At 64.9% G+C, this 17,552-nt stretch carries 15 protein-coding genes; 5 read left to right on the forward strand and 10 right to left on the reverse strand.

What is annotated here, in order from left to right:
• The first annotated feature begins 54 nt into the window (after nt 1-54).
• The 4 genes from AC0QDI_RS19715 (at nt 55) to AC0QDI_RS19730 (ending at nt 4,518) form a co-directional block, all read left to right on the forward strand.
• The gene (locus AC0QDI_RS19715) at nt 55-1,461 is read left to right on the forward strand and encodes an ABC transporter substrate-binding protein (RefSeq protein ID WP_474671065.1); all 1,407 of its coding nucleotides are present in this window, start codon (nt 55-57) and stop codon (nt 1,459-1,461) included.
• A gap of 101 nt (nt 1,462-1,562) precedes the next feature.
• Complete coding sequence (locus AC0QDI_RS19720; RefSeq protein WP_474671067.1) at nt 1,563-2,519, forward strand: carbohydrate ABC transporter permease; 957 nt, start codon at nt 1,563-1,565, stop codon at nt 2,517-2,519.
• Complete coding sequence (locus tag AC0QDI_RS19725) at nt 2,516-3,388, forward strand: carbohydrate ABC transporter permease (RefSeq protein WP_474671068.1); 873 nt, start codon at nt 2,516-2,518, stop codon at nt 3,386-3,388. The genes AC0QDI_RS19720 and AC0QDI_RS19725 overlap by 4 nt, the downstream gene beginning before the upstream one ends.
• A gap of 44 nt (nt 3,389-3,432) precedes the next feature.
• Nucleotides 3,433-4,518 carry an ABC transporter ATP-binding protein gene (locus AC0QDI_RS19730; RefSeq protein ID WP_474671070.1) on the forward strand — a complete coding sequence of 362 codons (1,086 nt, stop codon included), beginning with the start codon at nt 3,433-3,435 and terminating at the stop codon, nt 4,516-4,518.
• 4 nt (nt 4,519-4,522) lie between these two features.
• On the opposite strand, the gene AC0QDI_RS19735 is transcribed toward AC0QDI_RS19730, so the two are convergent.
• The 5 genes from AC0QDI_RS19735 to AC0QDI_RS19755 form a co-directional block, all read right to left on the reverse strand.
• The gene (locus tag AC0QDI_RS19735) at nt 4,523-5,098 is read right to left on the reverse strand and encodes an RDD family protein (protein ID WP_474671072.1); all 576 of its coding nucleotides are present in this window, start codon (nt 5,096-5,098) and stop codon (nt 4,523-4,525) included.
• Between the two features lie 75 nt (nt 5,099-5,173).
• The gene (locus AC0QDI_RS19740; protein ID WP_474671074.1) at nt 5,174-5,455 is read right to left on the reverse strand and encodes a hypothetical protein; all 282 of its coding nucleotides are present in this window, start codon (nt 5,453-5,455) and stop codon (nt 5,174-5,176) included.
• A 368-nt stretch (nt 5,456-5,823) separates the two neighbouring features.
• Nucleotides 5,824-7,074, reverse strand: coding sequence for an acyl-CoA dehydrogenase family protein (locus AC0QDI_RS19745; RefSeq protein WP_474671076.1), 1,251 nt, complete (start codon nt 7,072-7,074; stop codon nt 5,824-5,826).
• Between the two features lie 267 nt (nt 7,075-7,341).
• On the reverse strand, nt 7,342-8,592 hold the full coding sequence (locus tag AC0QDI_RS19750; RefSeq protein WP_474671078.1) for an acyl-CoA dehydrogenase family protein: 1,251 nt from the start codon (nt 8,590-8,592) through the stop codon (nt 7,342-7,344).
• Between the two features lie 177 nt (nt 8,593-8,769).
• Nucleotides 8,770-9,918: a thiolase family protein gene (locus AC0QDI_RS19755; RefSeq protein ID WP_474671079.1), complete on the reverse strand. Its 1,149-nt coding sequence runs from the start codon at nt 9,916-9,918 to the stop codon at nt 8,770-8,772.
• A gap of 161 nt (nt 9,919-10,079) precedes the next feature.
• Between AC0QDI_RS19755 and AC0QDI_RS19760 the strand changes: the two genes are divergently transcribed.
• Nucleotides 10,080-10,865 carry an SDR family NAD(P)-dependent oxidoreductase gene (locus tag AC0QDI_RS19760; protein WP_474671081.1) on the forward strand — a complete coding sequence of 262 codons (786 nt, stop codon included), beginning with the start codon at nt 10,080-10,082 and terminating at the stop codon, nt 10,863-10,865.
• A gap of 35 nt (nt 10,866-10,900) precedes the next feature.
• Here the strand turns inward: AC0QDI_RS19760 and AC0QDI_RS19765 are convergent, their stop codons facing one another.
• The 5 genes from AC0QDI_RS19765 to AC0QDI_RS19785 all read right to left on the reverse strand — a co-directional run bounded on the left by AC0QDI_RS19765 (nt 10,901) and on the right by AC0QDI_RS19785 (nt 17,513).
• The gene (locus tag AC0QDI_RS19765; protein ID WP_474671082.1) at nt 10,901-12,337 is read right to left on the reverse strand and encodes an amidase; all 1,437 of its coding nucleotides are present in this window, start codon (nt 12,335-12,337) and stop codon (nt 10,901-10,903) included.
• Between the two features lie 5 nt (nt 12,338-12,342).
• Nucleotides 12,343-13,563 (reverse strand): acyl-CoA dehydrogenase family protein, encoded by a 1,221-nt coding sequence (locus AC0QDI_RS19770; RefSeq protein ID WP_474671083.1) that lies wholly within the window; start codon nt 13,561-13,563, stop codon nt 12,343-12,345.
• A gap of 24 nt (nt 13,564-13,587) precedes the next feature.
• On the reverse strand, nt 13,588-15,225 hold the full coding sequence (locus AC0QDI_RS19775) for a long-chain fatty acid--CoA ligase (protein WP_474671084.1): 1,638 nt from the start codon (nt 15,223-15,225) through the stop codon (nt 13,588-13,590).
• Between the two features lie 77 nt (nt 15,226-15,302).
• Nucleotides 15,303-16,466 (reverse strand): CaiB/BaiF CoA transferase family protein, encoded by a 1,164-nt coding sequence (locus AC0QDI_RS19780; protein ID WP_474671085.1) that lies wholly within the window; start codon nt 16,464-16,466, stop codon nt 15,303-15,305.
• Between the two features lie 114 nt (nt 16,467-16,580).
• Nucleotides 16,581-17,513, reverse strand: coding sequence for a ferritin family protein (locus AC0QDI_RS19785; protein WP_474671086.1), 933 nt, complete (start codon nt 17,511-17,513; stop codon nt 16,581-16,583).
• Between the last annotated feature and the right edge of the window lie 39 nt (nt 17,514-17,552).

The raw sequence follows: 17,552 nt of genomic DNA on the forward strand, positions 1-17,552 counted from the left end.
GAACGTTTATATGGTTGTGGTGAGTTGTTGGCAATGGACAATCAGCCTTGAGAAATGATGACACGGAACAACATCAATAGACGGCGGGTGCTTACGGGAACTGGTGCTGGAATCGCTGCGGCGATGGCTGGCTGCCTGGGTGGTGGTGGCGGTGACGACGAGATTCACTTCATCACAGACTACTACACGTCCGCGTGGGAAGCCAACTGGGGAGACCTCGAGTCGGAGTTCGAGGACGAAACGGACATGCAGATAAACATCGAGGAGGGCGGGATGTCCGGCACGCAAGAGGGTCGGCTCGCCGAGCTGATTCAGGCGAACGATCCCCCGGACGCGAACACCTCGACCTTCGATCAGGTGGCCGACATCTGGGAGACCGATCAGTTGGACACCGTCAACGACGTCGTCTCGTCGATCGAAGAGGTCAACGGCGAGATCAACACCGACGCGTTCCTCGGGGAGGGTGACGAGATTTACCAGATTCCGCACGGACTGTACGTCTCGAACTTCCAGTACAGAGCGGACATCTACCAGGAACTCGGGCTATCGGAGCCGGAGACCTTTCAGGACATCCTCGACAACGCGCAGGCGATCGACGAGTCCGAATTCGAGACGCGCGGCTACGGGCTGGCCGGACGGAAGGCCGGCAAAAGCCAGGACGAGTTCCTCGTCATGCTGGCGAGCGCGGGCGTCTCCGGTATCGGCCTTCGCTGGCAGGATCCGGACGCGCGCGAGGAACTCGAGGTCCACTTCCCCGAAGAGGAGGTGACGACGGTGCTGCAGTTCATGCAGGACCTCTCCGAGTACTCCTACGAACCGACGCAGATCGGTTGGGCGGATTCGCTCACCCACTGGGTGGAGGGAGAGTACGCCCAGTGTTACCACCTCAACGCGTGGCCGGTGGGCGTCACCGCGCAAGCTGCCGAGGCGAACGACAGCGACGCGCTGCGCGGGCTGGCCAAGGCGACCCAGATCAGAGCGTACCCGACGTGGGAGGAAATCGACAAGGAGCAGAACTGGCTGAGCGATCCGGCCCCCGACGGCTACCACATCTTCACGAACGGTGACAGACCGGACGAGGCCAAGGAGTGGTTCGAGTGGCTCTACGCAGACAGTATGGAACGGACCGTGAGCTTCTACGAGACGGATCCGGGTCGGTTCCTGCCGACGTACTCCAACGTCCTGGAGTCCGAGGAGTTCCAGAACCAGGACATCTTCCAAGCACACCCGCACCTGCTCGAAAAGGTCGAGTACACCCAGAACGAGATCTGGGAGAACCACTACGGCAACGTCGACGAAGCCAACCTCGCCTCGCCCGAGGCGTTGTACATGCAACGGCAGTGGTTCTACGGCGAGATGGTCAACAGGGTTGTCACCGGGGACGACGTTCAGGAGACCTACGAGTGGGGACTCGGAAAACTCGAGGACGCGTTTACAGAGGCCCAAGAGAACTTCGCCTGATCGGTCGACGCGACACCTCATTTAACTGTCTTCGGCACAGGACCGGATCGTTTACGAATAACCGTGAGATTAACATACATGGATGAAGAGGAAGCCTAGATATGGCCGGTGAAACTGGAGAAACGATTCAACCTCGCAGGGAGTACATTCCGTGGGACGATCTCCCCGTCGAACGGGAGACGATCGTCGGTATCGGGACGGTTCTCCCCGTCGCCGTACTGTACTTTCTTATTGCGGTGCTTCCGATCGCGTTCGCGTTCTGGGCATCGCTACACGATATTCACACGCTCAGCCCAGTGTGGGAGTGGGCCGGCCTCGATAACTACCGCGAGGTCCTGGAGATCGACACGTTCAGGGCCTCGCTGTGGAGAGGAGTCGTGTACATGGTCGGCAGTACAACTCTACAGCTGATCGTCGGTCTGTGGATGGCGCTCGTGCTCAACCGCATCACGCGCGGGCAGAAGCTGCTGACCGCGGTGGTCTTTACCGCCTACCTGATCCCGACGATCATCGTCTCGCTGGTGGCGCTTCGCGTGCTCGACCCGGCAGGCGGCGTGTTCCAGATGATCGGTGCCGAGTGGCTCGGCCTGTGGGGCACGCGACAGGGCCCGCTAGCGGACGGAACGTGGGCCATGCCGCTGCTGATCCTCATCGGCAGCTGGAAGTTCTCCGTCTTCGTGACCATCTTTACGCTCGCTCAGTTGCGGGCGATTCCCGATCGGTTCTACGAAGCGGCGAAGGTCTGCGGTGCGAACCGCTGGCAGATGTTCCGCGACATCACGCTGCCGCGGCTCATGGGGATCGTGCTGGTCGTCGTCTTGCTCCGGTCGATCTTCATGTTCAACAAGTTCGACATCATCTGGCAGCTCACGCAGGGTGGGCCCGGTGACGCGACGACCACGCTGCCCGTGCTCGCCTACAGAACCGTCTACGGTGACGCACAAGCCTACGGGCTCGCGAACGCGATCGCCATCGTCATGTTCCTGTTCTTGCTCGCGTCGGCGATCATCTACTTCAAGCTGTTCAATCCCAGTAACGAGGTCGAAACGACTACATGAGTCAAAGCGAACCACCGGGAGGCATATTGGGCCTCTCATACGACGGCGAGACCAGCGTCTTCGAAGCACTGAAACTCATCAGTACGGCGATCATCGTCATCGTCGGCGCCTGGCCGATTTACTGGATGGCGCAACTGTCGTTCACCGACTACGGAGTCGTCGGGGATCGGGTCACCGTCTTCCCCACGCCGGACATCTTCACGCTCGAAAACTTCAACGTGATTACCGAGCCGGAGATGTACACCTACATGTTCAACACAGTCGTGGTGGCTATCGGAACCATCGTGACGGTCGTCCTCGTCTCGCTGGTCGCCGGCTACGGGCTCGCCCGACTGGAGTTCCCCCAGAAGGAGAACTTCGCGCGGATCCTCCTGATCGGCTACCTCTTCAGTCCGATCGTCATCGGGATCCCGCTTTACCAGATCTGGCAGCGAATCGGGCTGTTGGGTACCCGCGTCGGGGTCATCATCGCGCTGTCGGCGGTCTCGATGCCCTTTGCGGTGTGGCTGATGTGGAAGTACATCATGACGATCCCGGAGGCCCACGAGGAGGCGGCCTGGGTCGACGGCGCGTCACGGTGGCGGGGCTTCCGCGATGTCGTCGTGCCGCAGTGCCGACCGGCGATCATCGCCGCTGCCCTGTTCGCCTTCGCGCTGGCCTGGAACGACTTCACGTTCGCGGAGATCCTCCTGCCCCAGACCGAGACCACGACGTTCGCGCCCGGGATCCTCCGGGCGATGGGGCAGGCCCAGTTCCTGCCGGACGCCTACCTGATGGCGATCTCGCTGGCGATGACTCTGCCGCCGCTCCTGTTCGCCTACTTCATGCAGAGCTACTTGCTGAAAGGGTTCCAGGTCAGAGCCCTCTGAGAGTGCACCAGATTTACAACTAATACCACGAGAAATACCAACATATGCCAGACATCGAAATTCGAAATCTGACGAAAGTGTACGAGGAGTCGGGCAACAGAATCGTCGCCGTCGACGACGTCGACCTCACTATCGAAGACGGCGAGTTCGTGACGCTCGTCGGTCCCTCGGGCTGTGGGAAGACGACGACGCTCCGCTGTGTCGCGGGGCTGAACGAGCCGACCAGCGGCACCATCATGTTCGGCGACCGTGACGTGACTGACAAGCCGGTCCAGGAGCGCAACATCGCGTTGCTCTTCCAGGATATCGCGCTCTACCCTCACATGAGCGTCCAGGAGAACATGGCCTACGGGCTCAAAATCGCCGGCTTTTCGCGCGAGGAACGCATCGCCCGCGTCGAGGAGGCCGCGGAACTGCTCCAGATCACGGACCAACTCGACAAGATGCCGGCGGACCTCTCGGGCGGCCAGCAACAGCGCGTCGCGCTCGGCCGATCGCTCGTGCGTGACCCGGACATCTTCCTGTTCGACGAGCCGATGTCGGACTTAGACGCCAAGCTCAAGGCCGAACTGCGGCCGGTCATCGAGAAGGTGACCGACGAGATCGGCTGTCCGACGCTGTACGTCACTCACGACCAGGAGGAGGCGATGACCATGTCCGACCGCGTCGCGGTCATCAACGACGGCGAACTGGCCCAGGTCGCCCCGCCGAAGGAGGTCTACGACGAGCCCAATTCGCAGTTCGTCAGTCAGTTCATCGGCCAGCCGTCGACGCAGTTCTTCGACGCGAGGGTCGGAGCCGTCAACGGAACCGCAGAACTCGACGTCGGCGGCTACGAGTACGACCTCGCCCGCGACGGGCTCGAGGGCTGGGCCGATGAGGACATTCGCGTCGGCCTCCGGCCGCAGTACATCCGGGTTAGCGAGGATCCCGAGACCGGTATCCCGGCGACGCACCTGCTCGACGAGCCGCTGGGCGATGCGACCCACAGCTTCTTCGACACGGAGTTCGGCGAGATCGTCGTCGTCACCAGCCCGGACTTCGAGGGCGACGGCAAGGAGTACGGCCTCGTCTTCGACGACGAGCACATCCAGCTGTTCGATACCGATTCCGGCGTTCGGATCGCCTGATCGGTCAGTTCTTTTCGTCGCCGCTCGCTCGAGCGGCCGCGCTCGTGTCCGCGTCGGCAGCGACTGCCGTCTCCCGATTCGCCGGTGCCGTCGAGCGGACGACGATCGTATTAGCCGCGTGGTCGCCGATGCGACGACCGCCGGTCACGAGCGCCGACGCGAGCCCGACCACCAGCGGCGGGACGCCGAGTAGATCGACGTATCGGAGCAGATTCCGCACGACGCTGGCCCGGAGCGTACACTGGCTTCCGTCCGCCATGACCACCAGCAGGCCGCGGTTAACCTTCCCCGGCGTCCGGCCGTAGCGCCACTCGAGGGTAAACGAGTACGTCGCGTAGAGCGGCAGGAGAACGAGCAGCGAGAGGGGAACGACGTATCCGCCCAGCGCCTCGTAGGGCCCGCTGAAGACCACGCTCGCGACGTAGATCAGCGGAAACTCGATCAGTACGTAACAGACGAACAGATCGATCGCCGCCGCGACGCCGCGGGCGAGCACCACGTCCCGGTCGCTCGCGGTCTCGACTCTCGGTGCCGGTTGTCGCTGGGTCGGCAAGAACCCGTCCAGCTTCCAGTCGATCACGAGCCCACCGCCTCGCCGTTCATGGCGGTATTATTCGCCAGCGGGTACAAAATACCTGCCGTCGCTCGCCCGCAGTCACTCCATTCGGATGTCCGTTCGCAACGTCACGAGGAAGTAGCCCAACAGGAAGAGCGTAATCCCGCCGAAGACCTGCGAATCGATCGACAGGTAGCCGTCCACCTGGTACAGCAGGACGCTGGTGACCGCCAGCACGACGATGGTACCGACCGTTTGCCAGCGTTCCACGATCTTCTCGAGGACGACACCGGTCGTCGACTTCTCGACTGCGTCCGACGCCTCACGGATGTTCTCTAACCCTGCGTTCTCCGTTTTCCGTGATGTGGTATCTCCACTCATATATAGCTGCAATTTCTTCCGAGGACTAAATAGATGTGGGTGACAGTGGCACGGAGGGCCCGATCCGGTCGCCCGGTCGGCGTCGCGGCCCTCCGGCGGGTCTGCACCCCGTCGCTACGGCCAGACGGACCGCTGTGACGGGTTCCCGGAGCGATTGCGACCGTCCCTGTGGGTGTGCTGATAACGGTGTACAGCGGTCCGCTTCACTCCTCGACGGCAGTATCAACGTCATCGACGCGCCCCGACTTGACTCGACATCGCTGACTCGAGTCCTCGATCGAGACGCGGCGTCCGGAACGCGTTGCTCGAGTTCTACAGCGAAACGCAGGCCGAGTGCCTCGAACGACTCGAGGCGGTTCACTGCGCGGTTAGTCGTCGAGTCCGTCGATGCGCAGGTCCTCGTCGAACTGGAGGGTGTTCTCGATCTCGGCTTCGTCGACGTCCTCGAAGGCCCAGCGGGCGATCGAGCGGCGGTGGACCTCGTCTGCTCCGTCGACGATCCGGAACCGACGGACGGCCTCGTAGAAGTGCGCGATCGGGAGGTCCTTGCCGATCCCGTTGCCGCCACAGCACTGCAGGGCGAGGTCGATGGTCTCGTTGGTGACGTTCGCGGCGAACATCTTCGACATCGCGACCTCGATGCGGGCGTCGTTGCGGTCGAGTTCGCGCGCGGCGTGACGAACCATCGTCCGTGCGGCGTGGAGTTGCGTCTCGGCGTCGGCGATGCGGTGGCGCAGCGCCTGTTTCTCCTCGAGTTTCGAGCCGAAGGCCTCGCGTTCCTGCAGGTAGGCCTTCGCGACGTCCAGCGAGCGTTCGGCCATCCCGGAGTAGCGCATGCAGTGGGTGAGGCGGCCGCCGCCGAGTCGCATCTGGGCGATCTGGAAGCCCTCGCCCTCTTCGCCGATGGTGTTCTCGACGGGGACGCGGACGTTGTCGAACTTCACTTCGGCGTGACCGCCCTCGCGTTCGGTGATACCGTGTCCCCCCAGGTGGGGAACGTTACGGACGACTTCGACGCCGTCGGCGTCGCGGGGCACCATGATGATCGAGGTCCCCTCGTAGGGGTGGGCGTCCAGATCGGTTCTGACCATCGCGAGATAGTAGTCGGCGCTGAGGCCGTCGGAGGTCCACCACTTGTGGCCGTTGATGACCCACTCGTCGCCGTCCTTGACGGCGGTACTCTGGAGCATCTTCGGGTCGGAGCCGGCACCGACCTTTGGCTCGGTCATCGCAAAGGCCGTCTGAATCTCTCCCTGCACGAGCGGTCGGAGCCACTCTTCTTTCTGCGCTTCCGTCCCGACCATCTCCAGAGTGTGCATGTTGCCCTCCTGGGGCGCGTTGGCCCGGATCGCGAGCGCCCCGATCAGCGAGCGCCCGACCTGTTCGAACGACGGCAGCATGTCGCTGAAGTCGAGTCCCTGACCGCCGTACTCTTCGGGTACCTGCGGCGCGAATAGATTCCGTTCTTTGGACATCTCCCACATCTCGTGGATCTCGCCCATCGTAATCTCCTCGCCCGTGGCCAGCGCTTCGCGCTCGCGCGGAATGACGACTTCGTCCATGAAGGTCTCTACGCGACTCGCAACCTCTTTTGCTTTCTCGGAATCGTGGTATTCCATAGTACCTACACTGAATCACAGGATTGTAAAGATATAGGTCACTATTCACATTTATTGGAAACGGACGCGGTACTACCGAGGCCTCGAGGCCCGTCGCTGCCCTTTTTGATCGCGTCGCGTCCCGTCGCGGCCCGCTGTGTTGGTCTCCGTTCTATCGACTCGGACTCGCTCGAGGACGGTGTCCCGCTCTTTCCGAGGACCGGAGGACGGGCTTTACGTTTGAAACGGCCGTCGAAAGAGAGAAACGTGGGTCTCGCGTCGAACGCGTTAGTCGTCGAGTCCGTCGATGCGCAGGTCCTCGTCGAACTGGAGGGTGTTTTCGATCTCGGCTTCGTCGACGTCCTCGAAGGCCCAGCGGGCGATCGAGCGGCGGTGGACTTCGTCGGCCCCGTCGACGATGCGGAACGCGCGGACGTTCTCGTAGAAGTGCGCGATCGGGAGGTCCTTGCCGATCCCGTTGCCGCCACAGCACTGCAGGGCGAGGTCGATGGTCTCGTTGGTGACGTTCGCGGTGAACATCTTCGACATCGCGACCTCGATGCGGGCGTCGCTGCGGTCGAGTTCCCGCGCCGCGTGCCGGACCATACAGCGAGCCGCGTGCAGGCGCGTCTCGGCGTCGGCGATGCGATGGCGCAGCGCTTGCTTCTCCTCGAGCTTCGAGCCGAAGGCCTCGCGCTCTTGCAGGTAGGCCTTCGCGATGTCGAGCGAGCGCTCGGCCATGCCGGAGTAACGCATGCAGTGAGTGAGCCGACCGCCGCCGAGTCGCATCTGGGCGATCTGGAAGCCTGCGCCTTCCTCGCCGATGGTGTTCTCGACGGGGACGCGGACGTTATCGAACTTCACTTCGGCGTGGCCGCCCTCTCGTTCGGTGATGCCGTGGCCGCCGAGGTGGGGGATGTTCCGCTGGACTTCGACGCCGTCGGCGTCCTGCGGGACCATGATGATCGAGGTGCCCTCGTAGGGATGGGCGTCCAGATCGGTTCGGACCATCGCGAGATAGTAGTCCGCGCCGAGGCCGTCGGAGGTCCACCACTTGTGGGCGTTGATGACCCACTCGTCGCCGTCTTTGACGGCGGTGCTCTGGAGCATCTTCGGGTCCGAGCCGGCACCGACCTTGGGCTCGGTCATCGCGAACGCCGTCTGAATCTCTCCCTGTACGAGCGGGCGGAGCCACTCCTCTTTCTGCTCTTCCGTGCCCACCATCTCGAGGGTGTGCATGTTCCCCTCCTGGGGCGCGTTGGCCCGAATCGCGAGCGCGCCGATCAGCGAGCGACCGACCTGTTCGAACGACGGCAGCATGTCGCTGAAGTCGAGTCCCTGACCGCCGTACTCTTCGGGTACCTGCGGTGCGAACAGGTCCCGCTCTTTAGCCATGTCCCACATCTCGTGGATCTCGTCCATGGTGATCTGCTCACCCGTGGCCAGCGCCTCGCGCTCGCGCGGAATGACGACTTCGTCCATGAACTCCTCTACGCGACCCGCAACCTCTTTTGCTTTCTCGGAGTCGTGGTACTCCATATCACTCATGATCGGGTACAGCACTGTAAAGATATAGGTAACGCTTCCCATGAATTGGCAAACGCACGCGATACGAGCCGCTCCTCGAGTGCTGTCGCCGTCCTCCCCCTTTCTCCGTCGTCGTCTCAACCGTCCACCTCGCGGCTCACCGCGTCGATCCTCGCTCGAGTGGAGCGATCAGACCCGCTCGAGGATCGTCGCGACGCCCTGGCCGAAGCCGATGCACATCGTCGATAGCGCGGTGTCTTGTTCCGTCCGCTCGAGTTCGTGGGCCAGTTTCGTCAGGAGCATCGCGCCGGTCGCGCCCAGCGGGTGGCCGTGGGCGATCGCCCCGCCGTTGACGTTGACGTCCTCCCAGGACGCGCCGGTCTCCTCGAGCCAGGCGCCGACGACCGCCGCGAACGCCTCGTTGACCTCGAAGAGGTCGATGTCGCCGACCGTCATGTCGGCCTGCTCGAGGACGTTCTCGGTCGCGGGGATCGGCCCCTTCAGCATCGTCACGGGATCGACGCCGACGACCTCCGTCTGGACGATGCGGGCCATCGGCTCCCAGCCGTGTTCCGCGGCGGCTTCCTCGCTCGCGATGAGCAGCGCGGCCGAGCCGTCGACGATACCCGAGGAGTTGCCCGGGTGGTGGAAGCCCTCGCCCTCCTCGCGGAACGACAGCGGGAGCTCGCCGAGGGTTTCTTCGTCCGTTCCCGGACGCGGGTGTTCGTCCTGTTCGACCACGACCTCTTCGCCGTCGAGTTCCGTTTCGACGGGCGCGATCTGGTCGTCGTAGCGGCCCTCGTCCCAGGCCTCCTTCCAGCGCCGCTGGGAGTCGGCGGCGATCTCGTCGAGTTCCGTTCGCGTCAGGCCGTACTCCTCGGCGATTCGCTCGGCACCTTCGCCCTGCGTGGTCAGCTCGTCGAAATACTCGAAGTACGTATCCGTCGGCGCGTCGCCGTCGGACCCCATCGGCACGCGGGTCATGTGCTCGACGCCGCCCGCGATGAGCACGTCGTGCTGGCCGGCCATGACGTTCGCCGCGGCGAAGTTAGCCGCCTGCTGGCCCGAGCCGCACATCCGATTGAGCTGTACCCCCGGTACGATATCGCCCCAGCCGGCGACCATCGGCGCGAGCCGCCCGATGTTGAGCCCCTGCTCGTCGACCGGTGTTACACAGCCGTAGATGACGTCCTCGATCGTCTCCGGCTCGAATCCGTTGCGCTCTCGGAGCGCCTCGAGGGGCTCGGCGGCCAGATCCTGCGGGTGCGTGTCCCTGAACGACCCGTCGCGTTTCCCGAATGGCGTTCGGACGGCGTCGACGATGACTGCGGAGTTCATGACGTGCGATTGGCTATTACACGATCGATCATAGAGGTTGTGCATAAATTCGTGATCGACGGTGTTGGACTCTTTCTCGGTTGAATCGATCCGTGAAAAACCGTGTTCGCTGCTATCGCGACACAATGATTAAATCAGATAGCGTAGTAGTCGCTCGGACGATGGACTTCGGACTACGGGACCGGACCGCTGTCGTCACCGGCGGAGCCGGACGGATCGGAAGCGCCGACTGTCGATTGCTCGCGGAGGAGGGTGCGAACGTCGTCGTCCTCGACGTGGACGCCGACGGCGCGCGGGAGGTCGCCGACGAGATCGACGAGACCGCTGACAACGGGGATGCGATGGCCCTCGAGTGCGATCTCACCGACCGACAGGACGTGGCGGACTCGATAGACGAGGTCCGCGACGCCTTCGGCGGCGTCGACATCCTCGTGAACAACGCCGCGATGGTCGACGCGCGCTCGCGGCTGGCCGACTACGACGACGACGTCTGGAACCGCGACGTGGAGATCAACCTCACGGGCACGTACAACATCAGCGCGGAGGTCTTCCCGGAGATGTGCGACCGCGGCTGGGGTCGCGTCGTGAACATGTCTTCGATGGCCGGCTGGTACGGCGGCTTCGGTCAGATCTCCTACTCCGCGACGAAGGCCGCTATGATCGGCGTCGGCCGGACGATGGCGCTCGAGGGAGCCCAGTCCGGGGTGACCTCGAACGTCATCGCGCCCAACATCGTCGTCGGCGACTGGGCCGATATGGACCCCGATGAACTCCGGGAGAACGTCGACGAGTACTACGCTCGTATCGCCGAAGCGACGCCGATGCGCCACCTCGGGACGGAGGAGGACGTGGCCAACACGGTCGCGTACCTCTGCTCGGAGCAAGCCTCCTACGTCACGGGACAGATCGTCGGCGTCACTGGCGGGATCGACCTCTTTAGCTTCTGATCGCACGCGAAAAACCGTCGACTGCGCCGTCCCGGTCACTCGGGATACGTGTCGCGCCACGGCCGCTGGCGCTCGAACGCGGCGCTTGCGGCGATCACGTCGTCGTCGGCGTGGCGTGGGCCCGCGATTTGCATGCCGACCGGAAGCCCGTCGACGACGCCGGCCGGGACCGAGGCCGCCGGCTGGCCGGTGAGGTTGAACGGTTGCGTGAGCACCCAGCCGCGGTACGGCTCGATCTCGACGCCGTCGATCTCCGTCGGTTCCTCACCGTGGGGGAACGGCGTCGTTCCGCAGGTGGCCGTCGCGAGGAGATCGAACTCGGCGAACAGGTCTCCCAGTCCGTCGAGGACGCGGGTCCGAACGACGTCAGCGCGCTTGTACTCCCGCGTGGTCGGCTCCTCGGCGTCCATGATGAGGTCGACGAGATACGGCCGAAGGCGGCCGCGGTCCTCGCCGAGCGGGTCGAAGCCCTCGTCCTCGAGGTTCTCGAGCAGCGATCCCCACCGCACGGTCGCCATCGTGTAGTAGGCGTCCAGTATCTCCTCGTTAGTGTGGCCCAGATCGGGATCGACCGCGTCGACGGTCGCGCCGGCGCGTTCGAACGCCGAGACGGCGTCCTCGAGGACCTCGCGCACCGCCGGATCGACGGGGTAGATCCCCATATCGGGGCTGTACGCGACGTCCAACTCGTCGATCGGGCGGTCGACCGCCGCGCGGTACTCGCCGTGCTTCGGGACCGAGAAGGGATCGCGCGGGTGAATCCCCGCCATCACGTCGAGCGAGAGCGCCGCGTCCTCGACCGTCCGGGCCATCGGTCCCGTCGTCGAGAACGGCGTGTGGCTCGCGAACCCGTTCGGGCGGCTGACGTTCGGGATCACGCCCTGCGTGGGTTTCAGTCCGTACACGCCACAGAAGCTCGCCGGGATCCGGACCGAGCCGCCGGCGTCGGAGCCTGGTGCGAGCGGGACGAGCCGGTCGCCGAGCGCCGCGCCGGCCCCGCCGGAGGAGCCACCCGAGACGCGGTCGGGATCGAACGGCGTTCCGGTCGGCCCGGCGACGCGGTTGTCGGTCGTCGTCCCGAGCCCGAACTCGGGCGTGTTCGTCTTCCCGACGACGATGGCGCCCGCCTCCCTGAGCCGGGCGACGAACGGCGAATCCGACTCGGCCACGCGGCCCTCGAAGAGCAGCGATCCCGAGGTCGTCGTGACCCCCTCGACGTCGTCGAGGTCCTTGATCGCGACGGGGACGCCGTGCAGCGGCCCGAGCGGCTCGCCCTCGTCGATCGCCCGCTCCGCGTCTTCGGCCATCTCGCGGGCCAGATCGTCCGTCACCGTGACGAACGCGTTCGTCCGGTCGTTTCGCTCGCGGATGCGCTCGAGGGCGGCGTCGACGACCTCGGTCGGCGAGTACACTCCGTCCCGGATCCCTCTCGCGAGCCCCGCGGCAGTCGTGCGTGTGGGTGATGCGACCATCCGGATCAGTCCGTGATCCCCATCGATTTCGCGATCGTGTTGAGCTGAATTTCGTCGGTTCCCTCGACGATCCGCAGGATCCGCGCCTGATGGACCAGGTCCATGTAGGGATTCTCCTCGGCCAACCCGTTCGCGCCGTGGACCTGCACGGCCGCGTCGGCGACCTCCCAGAGGACGTTCGTCGCGAACCACTTCAGCACCGACGAGTCCATGATCGTCCGCTCGCCTTCGGCCATCTTCCAGGCGAGTTTCAGCCCCGCCGCGTCGGCCGCGTAGGTCTTCGCTCGCCCCGTCGCGAGCTTCGTGGAGACCTGCTGGAAGTTCCCGATCGGTTCCCCGAAGGCCTCCCGCTCGGTGACGTACTCGCTCGCCTCCTCGAGCAGGTACTCGCTGTACCCCACGGCCTCGGCACCCAGCTCGAGTCGCCCGAGCGAGAGGAAGTCCATCGCGGCGTAGAAGGCCTCGTCGACCGCGCCGAGCACGCGGTCCTCGGGGACGCACACGCCGTCCAGAACGATCTCGGCCTGTGATCCCTCCGCGCCGACGGCGTTGTTGTACGACCCGATCTCGTACTCGTCGCGCTCGACGATGAAGCAGGTGATGCCGCCGTAGCGGCCGCCCTCCTCCTGGGGCGTCGTCCGAGCGAATAGCTGGACGAAGTCCGCGTAGGGCGCGTTGGTGATCCACTGCTTGCGGCCGTCGATCACCCATTCGTCCCCGTCCCTCTTTGCGGTCGTCTCCATGTTCGGCGAGTCAGACCCCACACCGGGCTCGGTCTGGCCGAACGCCGTCGACTTCTCGCCGCGGACCACGGGCTCGAGGTAGCGCTCGACCTGCTCGCCCTCGGCCTGCAACAGGAGCGGTTTCGGCCCTTCGGGACCGGCGAGGACGTAGCGCTCGAGGCCGCCGCCGTGGCTGGCGACGTGTTTCTTCGCCCGATACCACGTCACTGGTGAGATGCCGTCGCCGCCCGCGTCCTCCGGCAGGTTCATCGCGTAGAAGCCGGCCTCGGCGGATCGGCGTCGGATCTCGTCTCGGGCCTCGAGCACCTCGTCGGTCACGCGCCCGTTCTCGTGGTGTCCCTTGCGGGGGTTGGTGTAGACGTCTCCCAGTTCTTCGACGATCGGGTCGACCTCTCGTTCGACGAAGTCGTCCAGACTCTCGAGGATCAGTCGGGTCTCGTCGTCGGTGTCGAAGCTCACGCCGCCTGTGGTGTTTGTTACCATGTTGAAACGCGTTCTCTGAACCGCTCACTGCTGGGCCGCGGGCTCGTCGTCTTCCGCCTCGAGGACCACGTCGAACCGCTCGCGCAGCGTTTTCTTGTCGAACTTCCCGGTCGAGGTCTTCGGGATTTCGTCGACGAACTCGTAGGCGTCGGGCAGCCACCAGGAGGGGAACGTCTCGGCGAGGTGGGCCTCGAGGTCGTCCTCCGTGAGGTCCGTCCCCGCCTTCGGTACCACGATCGCCATGGGCCGTTCCTGCCAGCGCTCGTGCTCGACGGCGATGACCGTCGCTTCGCTGACACCCTCGTGGCCGATCAGTTCGTTCTCGAGTTGCACCGACGAAATCCACTCGCCGCCGGACTTGATCACGTCCTTGTCGCGGTCGACGACGTCGACGTAGCCCATCTCGTCGCGAGTGGCGATGTCACCGGTCCGCAGGAAGCCGTCGTCCGTAAACGCCTGCTCGTTCTCCTCGGGTCGGTTGTGATAGCCGTCGGTCACCCACGGGCTGCGGACCTGCAATTCGCCCATCGTCTCCCCGTCGGCGGGGACCTCCTCGCCGTCGTCGTCGACGATGCGGGTCTGCATCCCCGGGACGGGGAGGCCCGCCTTGGTTCGGTACTCGTACTGTTCGTCGCTCGGGAGTTCCGCAGCCTCCTTGCGGAGCGTGCTGAGGGTTCCGAGGGGCGAGGTCTCGGTCATTCCCCACCCCTGGATGATCGGCGCGTCGTACTCCTCGTCGTACTTCCGGATGAGCGATTCAGGCGGCGCCGAACCCCCGACCGTCAGCCGATCGATGTTCGAGATGTCGACCTCGGGATTCTCGTCCAAGAACTCGGCCATCTCGAGCCAGATGGTCGGCACCGCCGCCGAGAACGTGACGTCCTCCTCGGCGATCAGGCGCGCGATCGACTCGGGGTCGGTGTGGACCGAGGGGAAGACCTGCTTCGCGCCGACGAGCGTCGCGCCGTAGGGAATCCCCCAACCGTTGGCGTGGAACATGGGGACGACCGGGAGCACGGTGTCGCGCTCGCCGATCGCGTTGGCGTCGGTGTGACCGCCCATGATGCTGTGGAGATACATCGCCCGGTGGGAGTAGGCGACGCCCTTGGGCAGCCCCGTCGTCCCCGAGGTGTGGCACATCCCGTACTCCGCGTCCTCGTCGATGTCGGGCCACTCGTATTCGCTCGAGTGGCCCTCGAGTAGCGACTCGTAGTCAGTGACCGGCTCGAGGTCGGTCTCGGGGACCTCGTCGTCCAGCACGACGTACTGCTCGACCGTCTCGAGGTCGTCGGCGTTCGCCTCGACCTTTTCGATGAGGCCGGGATCGACGAAGATCACCCGGTCCTCGGCGTCGTCGACCGTGTGGACGAAGTGGTGATCGGGCAGTCGCATGTTGCACATGTGGATCGACCGCCCCGAACAGGCCGGCCCGAAGTACAGTTCGAAGTGCCGGTAGTGGTTCGTCGCGACGACGCCGACGCGGTCGCCCCGCTCGAGGCCGAGTTCGTCGAGCGCGTGCGCGAGCCGGTTGATCCGTTCGGACGCGTCGGCGTACGTGTATCGGTGCACCCTCCCGTCGGGCAGTTTCGTCACCAGTTCCCGGTCGGGAAACAGGTCGACCGCCCGTTCGAGAATTTTGTCAAGTGTTAACTCGACTCCCATCATAGCCATCGTCCCTATTCTGTCCAGTACCTTATGATTTGGGAGGGGCACGCCGCCGCGACGGATGAACGGAGCCGTCAGCGGATGATCCCGGACTCGCGGAGGTCGGCCCGCTCGCTTTCGTCGTACCCCATCGACGCGAGCAGGTCGTCGGTGTCCTCTCCGTGGCCCGGAAGCGACTCGTCGTGACTCTCGGACGCGTTCGATCCCCGTGCCGGGAAGCCGATCCGCGGCGGCGCGTCCGCCGACCGCTCGATCAGTCCGCGCGCCTCGAGCTGGGGGTGCTCGAGGGCTTCGGCGGGCGTACACACCGGCCCGACCATCGTCTCGTCGGAGAGCGCCTCGAGCCACTCGTCCCGCGAGCGGCTCGCGAACAGCGACTCGAGTTCCTCGCGGACCGCCTCGAGTTCGGCCGGGTCGTCGGTGCCGTGAGCGTCGATCAGCTCCACTCGTCCGGTCTCCTCGCAGAACGCCTCCCAGAACTTCGGCTCGAGCGCCGCGAGCGTCACGTAGCGCCCGTCGGCCGCCTCGTACACGTCGTACCAGGGGTACCGTCCGGTGAGCGCGGTCTCGCCGGGCCGGGGATCGTCGCCGGTGAGCGCTCCGTGTGAAACCGCCTGCGAGAACGAGGCGACCACGTCGGTCATGGCCACGTCGATATACTCGCCGCCGTTGCCGAGTTCGCGAGACAGGAGTCCGCCGACGATGCTGAAGGCCGCGAACAGCCCGCCGCCGAGGTCGCCGATCTGGTAGCCCGGGATTTGCGGTGCCATCGCCTCGTCCTCGCGGGTCATATCGAGCAGCCCTGCGAGCCCGACGTAGTTGAGGTCGTGGCCCGCGCGCTCGGCGTACGGCCCGGTTTGACCGTACCCCGAAAGCGAGCAGTAGACGACCTCCTCGTTGTACTCGAGCAGCGTTTCGTAGTCGATCCCGAGTCGCTCGGCGACGCTCGGTCGGAACTGCTCGAAGACGACGTCGGCGTCCGCGACGAGTCCGTAGAAGGCGTCCCGCCCCGCCGCCGATTTCAGGTCGACGGCGATGCTCCGCTTGCCCCGGTTGACGCCGTCGAACAGCGCGCCGACGCCGCGGTCCGTCGTCGGCGGCGTGTACCGCGCGTAGTCTCCCGCGTCGGTGTCCTCGACTTTGATCACGTCGGCGCCCGCGTCGGCGAGCAGTTGCGTCGCGTACGGGCCCGGAAGCAGGCGGGACAGGTCGAGTACTCGGACGGAATCGAGCTGCATGGTACCACGTCCCGGTCTTCTCTCAAAAGCCTACTGTCGTCGGGCAGCCGGCCACCGCGGCGACCGCCGCTGCGTCGGCAGTCGCCTCGCCCCGTCAGCCGCCGCCTCGTTCCGTCAGTCGTCGCCCTCGAGTTGCACTAGCTCGTCGACGTCCGGGATATCGGCCGCGGCGTCCGTGATCTGTTGCATCCGGTCGGTGTGCTTGTCGACCGCGTAGGCGGCCAGTCTCCCGTCCTCGAGGCCGACGCGTTCCTCGGGATCGTCCGGCTGGAACCGCTCGTCCTCGGTGATCCCCTGTACGAGCGGGAGGAGGTCCTCGACCGTCTCCTCGATGAGCGCGGGGTCGACGCCCTCGGCGATGAGCTTCTTGAGCTGGTTCATCCCGAAGCCGACGTGGCGACCCTCGTCGCTGCGGATCTTGGTGAAGCCCTGAACGAGCCCCGGCAGGTGCGGCAGGTCCTCGAACTCGCCGCCGTAGGAGGTCTGCATCCCGTAGTAGCCGGTCTGGGCGAGGATGCCCTCGACCGTGAGGTGGTAGTGGCAGTACGCCTTTGCTCGGTTTTCGGGCGTGTCCTCTTCGAGCAGCCGGAACTGCGCCTTCCGGTTGCGGTCGAACAGCTCGATGTACGGGTCGTTGAACCACCGCTCGTGGCGGGGGTCCGATCGCTCCCAGCCGAGTTCGTCTTCGACCGTCCAGACGACTTCGCGCCAGTAGCGATCGAAGAAGTCGGCGTGTTTGGCCTCCTCGTAGAGCTGGGTCGTCAGGAACAGCTGGTCGTCGATGTTATCGAGGACGGCCCCCAGCGGCGCGAGATCCTCGGTGACCGCGTCCTCGCCCGCGCCGAACTTCGCGATGCCGTTGAGGGTCCCGTACCACGACTCCCGGTCGTAGGACTCCGAGGCCTCGATGAACTCGAGGAGGTTCTCGACGTCTTCCTCGAGGTCGATCTCGCCGGGGTCCCAGTGGCGCTCGACCGCGTTTCGATAGTAGCGGTTCGATCTGGACTCCCGGTCCATCATCGCAGTCGGCGTGTACTCTGTTGCCATACCACACATATGTCGACTCGACTATTAAATGTGCGGTGG

It is taken from the genome of Natrinema sp. LJW11 (assembly GCF_056135975.1).

Coding starts and splice junctions, on each gene's coding strand:
- AC0QDI_RS19765 (WP_474671082.1), bottom strand. CDS start 12,337: ATGGTCGCATCACCCACACGCACGACTGCCGCGGGGCTCGCGAGAGGG.
- AC0QDI_RS19785 (WP_474671086.1), bottom strand. CDS start 17,513: ATGGCAACAGAGTACACGCCGACTGCGATGATGGACCGGGAGTCCAGA.
- AC0QDI_RS19745 (WP_474671076.1), bottom strand. CDS start 7,074: ATGGAATACCACGATTCCGAGAAAGCAAAAGAGGTTGCGAGTCGCGTA.
- AC0QDI_RS19770 (WP_474671083.1), bottom strand. CDS start 13,563: ATGGTAACAAACACCACAGGCGGCGTGAGCTTCGACACCGACGACGAG.
- AC0QDI_RS19715 (WP_474671065.1), top strand. CDS start 55: ATGATGACACGGAACAACATCAATAGACGGCGGGTGCTTACGGGAACT.
- AC0QDI_RS19740 (WP_474671074.1), bottom strand. CDS start 5,455: ATGAGTGGAGATACCACATCACGGAAAACGGAGAACGCAGGGTTAGAG.
- AC0QDI_RS19775 (WP_474671084.1), bottom strand. CDS start 15,225: ATGGGAGTCGAGTTAACACTTGACAAAATTCTCGAACGGGCGGTCGAC.
- AC0QDI_RS19720 (WP_474671067.1), top strand. CDS start 1,563: ATGGCCGGTGAAACTGGAGAAACGATTCAACCTCGCAGGGAGTACATT.
- AC0QDI_RS19725 (WP_474671068.1), top strand. CDS start 2,516: ATGAGTCAAAGCGAACCACCGGGAGGCATATTGGGCCTCTCATACGAC.
- AC0QDI_RS19750 (WP_474671078.1), bottom strand. CDS start 8,592: ATGGAGTACCACGACTCCGAGAAAGCAAAAGAGGTTGCGGGTCGCGTA.
- AC0QDI_RS19730 (WP_474671070.1), top strand. CDS start 3,433: ATGCCAGACATCGAAATTCGAAATCTGACGAAAGTGTACGAGGAGTCG.
- AC0QDI_RS19755 (WP_474671079.1), bottom strand. CDS start 9,918: ATGAACTCCGCAGTCATCGTCGACGCCGTCCGAACGCCATTCGGGAAA.
- AC0QDI_RS19780 (WP_474671085.1), bottom strand. CDS start 16,466: ATGCAGCTCGATTCCGTCCGAGTACTCGACCTGTCCCGCCTGCTTCCG.
- AC0QDI_RS19760 (WP_474671081.1), top strand. CDS start 10,080: ATGGACTTCGGACTACGGGACCGGACCGCTGTCGTCACCGGCGGAGCC.